Source organism: Ruthenibacterium sp. (assembly GCF_017421385.1).
Lineage (GTDB): Bacteria > Bacillota > Clostridia > Oscillospirales > Ruminococcaceae > Ruthenibacterium > Ruthenibacterium lactatiformans.
Map to the genome: position 1 here is coordinate 1 of NZ_JAFOIN010000058.1, position 7,225 is coordinate 7,225.

Genomic DNA, 7,225 nt, shown 5'->3' on the forward strand with positions numbered 1-7,225 from the left:
AAAACAAAAAACCTAAACGCGTCCGGCTGCTTTGACGGAACACCGCCAAAGCAGCCGGACGCTTGATTTTCCAGCGCTGCAAATAAAACCTTTTCCTGATGTCTACAGCCCCGGGACAGCCCGCATGCCCGAAACCGCCATCCGGCCGCTTCACTTCATTCCGCGTCCAACGCAGGTTCCCCTACGGCCAAAGGAGGCGTTTCGCCGCGTTCCAAAGCAAGCATAGCTGCTTCGGCCCGCAGCTGCAGATCCCGCGCGGCCTGTTTTTTCGGCAGCGATGCATCCGCGTACAGCGGCGCGCCGATGCGCAGCGTAAAACAGGGCTTTTTGCGCCACGCCCAAAGGCCACGGGCCGGACGCCGGCACAGCATCATGGGCACCACCGGACAGCCTGCACGCACCGCGGTGGCAAACGCACCCGGATGGAACGCCCGCAGGCCTTCATGGTACGGCACCAGCATGCCCTCCGGGTAAAAATGCACGAAAGCGCCGCCGCGGATACGCGCTTCCATGCCGCGCTCCAGCGCCGCCATTCCGTGGATATCATCCGGCAGCGGCACGCCTCCGCAGAAGCGGATGAGCCAGCCTGTAAATGGCTTTTGCAGGTTGGACGCCAAGCTGATAAACCACAGCCTGTAGGGAAACAGCGCCACCTTTGCCATGGTGCAATCCAGCGGATGAACATGGTTCATTATGCTGACCGCACCGCCCTGCACGGCGTCGAGATTTTCCCGGCCTTCGATCCTGGCGCCCAGCCAAAGGCGGTCCAGCAGCCACAGGATGGGAGAAAGCAGCGTGGTGAACAGCCAGAACAACAGCGTGCGCACTGTACCGCCCTGACAGAAATTGCGCCGGATAGCCTCGCAGCTGGGGCTTGTGCAGCGCCGCCAGCGGCTGAGGGGCACCTTGCGGTAGCCTTTGCGCCGCTTGTCCCGGATCGCCGAGGCGTACATCTCCTCGGCGCGGGCCACACAGGCTTCCACACGATTCTCATCCTGCCGGAGCGCGTACTGTTCGGCATAAGCGCGTTTTTCCTCCGGATGCTCCACCCAGTAATCGATCCTGCGCGCAAGATCATCCGCGTCGCCCGCACGGAACAGGCTCTCCGCGCACAGCGCGAACTGGCCGGTGGCGGAAAGCGGCGAATCCGAGATGACCGGCACCAGCCCGCAGGCCAGCGCCTCCATACAGCTGATACCCTCGATCTCGGCGTCGGAGGCATGGACGTAAAGGTCGCACATATTGATGAGCCGGCGCAGCTCGTCCTGGCCGTAGAAGCCGAACACGGGCGGATGCGCCAGCCCCGCGGCAAGCTTGCGGTATGCCTTTTCCTTAGGGCCCTTGCCCGCAAATACCAGCTGGAGCCTGTCTGCATATTTGCTGCGTTTCGCAGCCTCTATGATCAGATCCTGCCGTTTTTCGCCGGAAAGGCGGCCGATCATCAAAATCGTGAACCTTCCCTCCAGCTCCGGTGCGCGCGGCACCTGCGCGGGACGAAACGCGTCCGCAACACCGTTGGAGATGACCCACAGCTTCGCGCCGTAGCCATGGCTCTCCAGCTGCCGGGCGATAAAAGCGCTGGGACAGTGGATATGGTCGAACCGGTTGTAAAACACCTTGTAGAACCACCAGTACAGGAAATCATTCACGCGCCTGTTTTTGCCCAAAAAAATGCTGGAGGTGATATTCTCCGGCTGCACGTGAAAGGCCGCCACTGTGGGAATGCCCATCTGGCGGGCCAGTTCCTCCCCCCTGCGGCAAAAGCGGAACGGCATATAAAAGTGCACGATATCGGCGTCCTTGAAGGCCGTGTAATATGCCTCTTCATCGGGCTTCGCAAAGCACATGCCCTGGCTTTCGATGAGCTTCTGGAACACCGGGATACGGTGCACCGGAGCGCATATCTTGCCCTCGCACGGCGCGCCGCCCGCAAGAATGACAACCTCGTGCCCGCGCCTGCGCAGCTGGCCCGCAAAGCGCCGCGCCGTCACAGTGGTGCCGTTGTTTGAATCGTCGAACTGGTCGATCACCAAAACAATTTTCATTCAGAGCCTCCATTGCCCGGGGCGTTTTCACGCTCCAATATCTGCTGCAAAAGCAGCGCGGCGCGCGCTTTGCGCCGCTTTGTTTCCTCGGGCGCGGCACTCCATACGCCGTCCCTGTGCTCCAGCACATCCCCCTGCGCCGCACCGGGCGGCAGGTCTGCCGCAGGCACGAACGCACTGCCGCCCGCGTCATCCACCAGACGCGCCGTTCCGTTTTCCAACGCGTCCACAGAATAATACATCACGCCGCCTCCTGTCTGCTTACGGCCATCTGCAAGACCCCCGCCTTGTCTACATACGCAATGATTGTTCCCTCCGTATCGGTACGGTAGACCTGCGCCCCCACATTTGCAAACGCGGCCAGCGCCTCGCTGTGGGGATGTCCGTAGGAATTGCCCGCGCCGCAGGAGACCACAACGGCCTGCGGGCGCACCGCATCCAGAAATGCCTGGGTATTGGACGTGGACGAGCCGTGATGCGCCGCTTTGAAAACATCCGCATGTACATCCGCGCCGCTTGCCAGCACCGCGTCCTCCACGGCCTTTTCGCCGTCGCCGCTGGACAGGCAGCGCAGGCCCGGCGCCTCAAACAGCGTCACCAGAGAGATATCGTTGAGATTTTCCGCGGCCACACCGTCGCCCAGCACCGTGAGCGTCCCTTCTCCCAGCGGGAACACATCTCCCGCGCGGGCCGTCACAGTGGGGATCTGCTTTTCCCGGATGGCGTCCAGCAGATTCAGGAAGGTGGATGTAGTGGGCATCGGCGCTTTTGCAAAATCCGGCAGCACGGCCCTGTCCACAGGGAACGCATCCAGCACGGCCTGCATGCCGCCTATATGGTCCGCATGGGGATGCGTCATCACCAGCAGGTCCAGCTTTGCAACGCCTGCGGCCTGCAAGTACGCCATCAGCCCGTCCGCTGCTTCCCGCTCGCCTGCGTCGATGAGTGCGAATGCGCCGTTCTGTTCCAGCAGAACAGCGTCTCCCTGCCCCACGTCGATAAAATGTACTTTTGTAGCCGCGCCCGCCGCTTCCTCCGGCAGATGCGGCACGGGCGCTGCTACGCCGAACCAGCTGTACAGCTGCTGCCAGGTGGGCAGCGCACCGCCGTTTTCCTCACTGAGGCTGATAACGGCTGCCAACAGCACCAGCACCGCGACAATGCCGCACAGCACCGCCGTCAGCGCTTTTTCAAATTTTTCCTTCCGCTGTTTTTTCTTTCTCCTGCTTGCCGCCATGTGCCTGCTCCTTTATCTGGTCTGCCTGCCGTGCGCGCGCCGTTTGTGCTGCCGCCATGCCGCTGCACACCGCCCGCAGGCTGCGGGCGCGCCGCGCTGCACGGCCGTGTGCCCGCGCTTTTCCCAGCCCCGCGCCCGCCGCACAAAAGCGGGATCAGGTCCTCCCGATGAGCCAGCTGCAGCGCCTTGCGCACCCGCGGCGTGTTCTTCGGCTCGTAATATTGCAGCAGCGCGCGCTGCATGGCTTTTTCCTCCGGCGTTTTCGCCACATACACCGGCTTGAGCGTGTACGGGTCCAGCCCGGTGTAGAACATGCAGGTGGACACCGTGCCCGGCGTGGGATAAAAATCCTGCACCTGCTCGGGCCTGATGTTGTTTTTATACAGATATTCAGCCAGCGTCACCGCGTCCCGCAGTGTACTTCCCGGATGGCTGCTCATCAGGTAGGGCACCAGATATTGTTTCTTTCCCGCCTGCTTCGTCAGCTCATAGAACCGCTTGGAAAATTTGTTGTACACCTCGATGGGCGGCTTTCCCATATAACGCAGCGTATCCGGCGCGCAGTGCTCGGGCGCCACCTTCAGCTGCCCGCTCACATGATGCTCCACCAGCTCTTTGAAAAAGCTCTCGTCTTTATCGCGAATGAGGTAATCATAGCGGATGCCGCTGCGGATGAACACCTTTTTCACACCCGGCAGTGCGCGCAGCCTGCGCAGGATGCCCAGATATTCCCTGTGGTCCACGATGATCTTGCCGCAGGGCTGCGGCGCCAGGCAGTGCTTGCCGCCCGCGCACATCCCGTTTTTCATCTGCTCTTTGCAGCTGGGCAGGCGGAAGTTTGCAGTGGGGCCGCCCACGTCATGAATGTACCCCTTGAAACCCGGCGCATGCGTCATGGCCTCGGCCTCGCGCACCACGCTGTCCGCGCTGCGCGAGGTGACCCTGCGCCCCTGATGGAGCTGGATGGCGCAGAAATTACAGCCGCCGAAGCAGCCGCGGTTATGGATGATGGAAAATTCCACCTCTTCAATGGCAGGCACGCCGCCCAGCGCTTCGTAGGAGGGATGATAGCGCCGCGTAAAGGGAAGCGCATACACGGCGTCCAGCTCCCGCCGGGTGAGCGGCGCCGCCGGGATGTTCTGCACCAGATACCGCTCCGATTGTTTTTGCACCACGGGCTTGCCCGAGACAACGTCCTGGTTGTCCATCTGGATGCGGCAGGCTCTGGCATATGCCGTCTTGTCCGCGCGCACTTTGGCAAAAGAGGCGCACTCCACATAAGACGCGGGCAGACCGGCGAAATCCGTCAGATAACAGGTCCCCGCAACGCCGGTGATCTCCTCCACCGGCTCCCCGGCCGCCAGTCTCCGTGCAATCTCCGCCGTCTGGCGTTCCCCCATGCCGAAGGAAACGATATCCGCCCCGCTGCTCTCGACGATGCTGGGCAGCACATCATCCAGCCAATAGTCGTAGTGGGCAAAGCGGCGAAGCGACGCCTCCAACCCTCCCAGAATGACCGGAAGATCCGGGTAAGCCTGCTTTGCCAGCTGCGTGTAAACGGTGGCGCTGCGGTCCGGCCGCTTGCCTGCCGCACCGCCCGGTGTGTATTCGTCCTGGGCGCGGCGGATCTTTGCCACCGAATAGTGCGCCACCATACTGTCCACATTGCCGCCGCCGATGAAAAACCCGTAGCGGGGACGGCCGAACTCCTTCATGCTTTCGCAGGTGGTGAAATCCGGCTGGGAAAGAACGCCCACGCGGTAACCCTCGGCCTCCAGCAGACGCGAAATAATGGCCGCGCCGAAGCTGGGGTGGTCCACATAGGCGTCCCCCGTTACCAGCACGAAATCCACGTCCCGCCATCCCCTGGCAAGCATATCGGCTTTGCAGACAGGCAGAAACTTCTCCACAGCCGGATTTTTTGTATTCTCACTCATAAAACGATCCTTTTCCGTTTCCGTATTCACTGTGCTTTCCAAAATCCCGGCGGACAAAACCGCAAATGCAGGGCGGACCAGTCCGCCCTGCATCCGGTATCTCCTGTCAGACCTCCGGCGTCGAATCCGACGCCTGCTGCATCGTCATCTCGATCCACTGCTGGCGGGTGATGAGCACCTGCCGCGGCTTCGAGCCTTCGTACGGGCCGATGATGTGCAGCTGTTCCATCTCGTCCATGATGCGGGCCGCCCGGGCGTAGCCCAGCTTGCAGCGCCGCTGCAAAAGACTTGTAGACGCCTGTCCCGCGTCGATAACGACCTCCACGGCTGTTTTGAGCATCGGGTCCTGGCTGTCGTCCTCGTCCCCGCTGTCGCCCGCGCCCTTTTCAGGTACCGCGCGCTTGTCCATCTCCTGGATCATCTCCTCGCTGTAATCAGCGGAAGAGTGCTTTTTGATGAAGTTCAACACGTCGCTGATCTCTTCGTCGCGCACATAAGTCCCCTGGATGCGGACGGGCTTGCTTGCGCCGACAGGCATGAACAGCATGTCGCCCATGCCCAGCAGCTTTTCCGCGCCGCCCGCGTCCAGAATGGTGCGGCTGTCGATCTGGCTGCTGACGGCGAAAGCGATGCGGCTGGGGATATTGGCCTTGATAAGGCCCGTGATGACGTCCACCGAGGGGCGCTGCGTGGCCACGATAAGGTGCATGCCCGCCGCACGCGCTTTCTGGGCAATGCGGCAGATATAGTCCTCCACTTCCTTGCCGGCCACCATCATCAGGTCGGCCAGCTCATCGATGACGATGGCGATGTAGGGCAGCTTCTCCATGCCCTCCGTCTCTGCGGCCATGCGGTTATAGCTCTTGATGTCGCGCACGTTGGTCTCCGCGAACAGGTGGTAACGCTTTTCCATTTCGCCCACGGCCGCGCCAAGCGCGCCCGCAGCCTTCCGCGGTTCAGTGACGACGGGCATCAGCAGGTGCGGGATGCCGTTATACTCGGCCAGCTCCACCACCTTGGGGTCGATCATAATGAGTTTCAGATCCTCAGGAGAGGATTTGTACAAAAAGCTCATAACAATGGCGTTGATGCACACGGATTTGCCGCTGCCCGTGCTGCCTGCGATGAGCAGATGCGGCATCTTGGTCAGGTCCGCCACCTGGCATGCGCCCGCAATGTCTTTACCCAAGGCCAGCGTAAGCGGCGAAGCGCTTTTGGTGAATACGGGCGATTCCAGAATGCTGCGGATGCTGACGGATGTGGAGTTGCGGTTGGGCACCTCGATCCCCACGGCCGCCTTGCCCGGGATGGGCGCTTCGATGCGAACGCCCGCCGTAGCAAGGTTGAGCGCGATGTCATCCGCCAGGCCCGTGATGCGGCTGATCTTTACGCCCGCAAGAGGCTGCAGCTCGTACCGGGTGACAGACGGCCCGCGGCTGATATCCATCATACGCGTCTGTACGCCGAAGCTGGACAGTGTTTTCACCAGCAGATCCGCGTTGTGTGTCAGCTCCTCTTCCACGCCCTTTTCATCCGTGGGCTGCTGCTTGCGGAAAAGGCTCAGAGGCGGATAAGCGTAGCCCGTCTCGCCTTCGCCCGCGGCGGGCGCTATGGTAAGCTGGTCGTTGGCATCCACCACAAGCTCCGGCGCGGGGCCCGCCGCCTTTTTCACAAGGCTCGCCAGCGCGTCTTCCGCGCTCTCCTGCACAGGGGGCTCCTGCTGCGGCTGCACGGGCGCGGAGGCTTCTTCCTCCTGCGGTACAGTGCGGCTGCCCGCCGCGGCGCCGCTGGTAAAGCCTTACGCCGACGCGAGCCACAAATATGCGTGGATCGGCATCGCCGCGATGCTCGCGCTGGCGCTCGCGGGCGGGCTTTACGCCTTTACGCGGATCAAACCCGATTTCCGCGCGCGGACGCGGGTCGAAAAGATCGTGATGCTGGTGCTGCTGCTCGCGTCGCTCGTCGCGATCCTCACGACCTTTGGCATCGTGCTCTCGCTGCTGTTT

Annotated in this window: 5 protein-coding genes and 1 pseudogene; 1 reads left to right on the plus strand and 5 read right to left on the minus strand. The window is 62.0% G+C overall.

All coding sequences use genetic code 11. The features are described from left to right. Positions 1–155: 155 nt before the first annotated feature. The 5 genes and pseudogenes from IIY41_RS06100 to IIY41_RS06120 form a co-directional block, all read right to left on the minus strand. Positions 156–2,045, minus strand: a complete 1,890-nt coding sequence (locus IIY41_RS06100; RefSeq protein WP_055080686.1) for a glycosyltransferase — start codon at positions 2,043–2,045, stop codon at positions 156–158. After that, positions 2,042–2,287, minus strand: a complete 246-nt coding sequence (locus IIY41_RS06105; RefSeq protein ID WP_055080685.1) for a DUF3006 domain-containing protein — start codon at positions 2,285–2,287, stop codon at positions 2,042–2,044. The genes IIY41_RS06100 and IIY41_RS06105 overlap by 4 nt, the downstream gene beginning before the upstream one ends. Next, the gene (locus IIY41_RS06110) at positions 2,287–3,282 is read right to left on the minus strand and encodes a ComEC/Rec2 family competence protein (protein WP_058723322.1); all 996 of its coding nucleotides are present in this window, start codon (positions 3,280–3,282) and stop codon (positions 2,287–2,289) included. Before IIY41_RS06110 ends, IIY41_RS06105 begins: the two co-directional genes overlap by 1 nt. Next, positions 3,225–5,219 (minus strand): YgiQ family radical SAM protein, encoded by a 1,995-nt coding sequence (locus IIY41_RS06115; protein ID WP_058723367.1) that lies wholly within the window; start codon positions 5,217–5,219, stop codon positions 3,225–3,227. Before IIY41_RS06115 ends, IIY41_RS06110 begins: the two co-directional genes overlap by 58 nt. Before the next feature lie 106 nt (positions 5,220–5,325). Continuing rightward, positions 5,326–6,933 (minus strand): annotated as a pseudogene (locus IIY41_RS06120) (DNA translocase FtsK); the annotation flags it as partial. A gap of 49 nt (positions 6,934–6,982) precedes the next feature. Between IIY41_RS06120 and IIY41_RS06125 the strand changes: the two are divergent. Beyond that, positions 6,983–7,225 (plus strand): hypothetical protein (locus tag IIY41_RS06125; protein WP_287400146.1); only part of this gene is annotated, 243 nt, incomplete at its 3' end.

Coding starts and splice junctions, on each gene's coding strand:
- IIY41_RS06105 (WP_055080685.1), bottom strand. CDS start 2,287: ATGTATTATTCTGTGGACGCGTTGGAAAACGGAACGGCGCGTCTGGTG.
- IIY41_RS06110 (WP_058723322.1), bottom strand. CDS start 3,282: ATGGCGGCAAGCAGGAGAAAGAAAAAACAGCGGAAGGAAAAATTTGAA.
- IIY41_RS06115 (WP_058723367.1), bottom strand. CDS start 5,219: ATGAGTGAGAATACAAAAAATCCGGCTGTGGAGAAGTTTCTGCCTGTC.
- IIY41_RS06100 (WP_055080686.1), bottom strand. CDS start 2,045: ATGAAAATTGTTTTGGTGATCGACCAGTTCGACGATTCAAACAACGGC.